Genomic DNA, 469 nt, shown 5'->3' with positions numbered 1-469 from the left:
GTATCTGAATGTCGCGTTTAAGGTTAGTAAATTCACCTTTTATAGCAGCAACTGCCTGTGCATTTAAATTATGCTTTAAGTACAAAACGTTATCTTTTAGTGATGATAGTACTGGTTCCATTTTACTTTCAGCACTGCGCATAGAACGAAGAAGCTGATCAAATTGGCGCTTAGCGGCATTAAGTTTTTTACTGCTTTCGCGTTTTAACGAAGCGCTTTTGTACTGTTCTAATTCATCGCTCCACTCGTCAAACAAGGCTTCAGCAACATCCTCTACTTTATTGATATTGGTAGTAACGTCGGCTGCGGCTTTAAGGCTTGATTCGTAATCGTCATTTAGTTGATTGTAAGCATCTTGGAGCTCACCGCCATCAAAATTAATTAGTGTAGTTAAACGCTCAAGCGCTGACTGAAACTCTTCTTGAGATTCTTCTTGTGACTCTTTGGTTTCTTCTACGCGGTCAATAAG

Annotated in this window: 1 protein-coding gene; it reads right to left on the bottom strand. The window is 39.4% G+C overall.

The window, feature by feature from the left end; translation table 11 throughout:
* On the bottom strand, positions 1-469 hold a 469-nt coding region (locus PSH50_RS21035; RefSeq protein WP_273610074.1), incomplete at both ends, for a DUF2959 family protein.

The sequence above is a fragment of the Pseudoalteromonas sp. Angola-7 genome, from assembly GCF_028599255.1.
Lineage (GTDB): Bacteria > Pseudomonadota > Gammaproteobacteria > Enterobacterales > Alteromonadaceae > Pseudoalteromonas > Pseudoalteromonas atlantica.
This window is presented reverse-complemented; position numbering and strand designations above follow the sequence as displayed.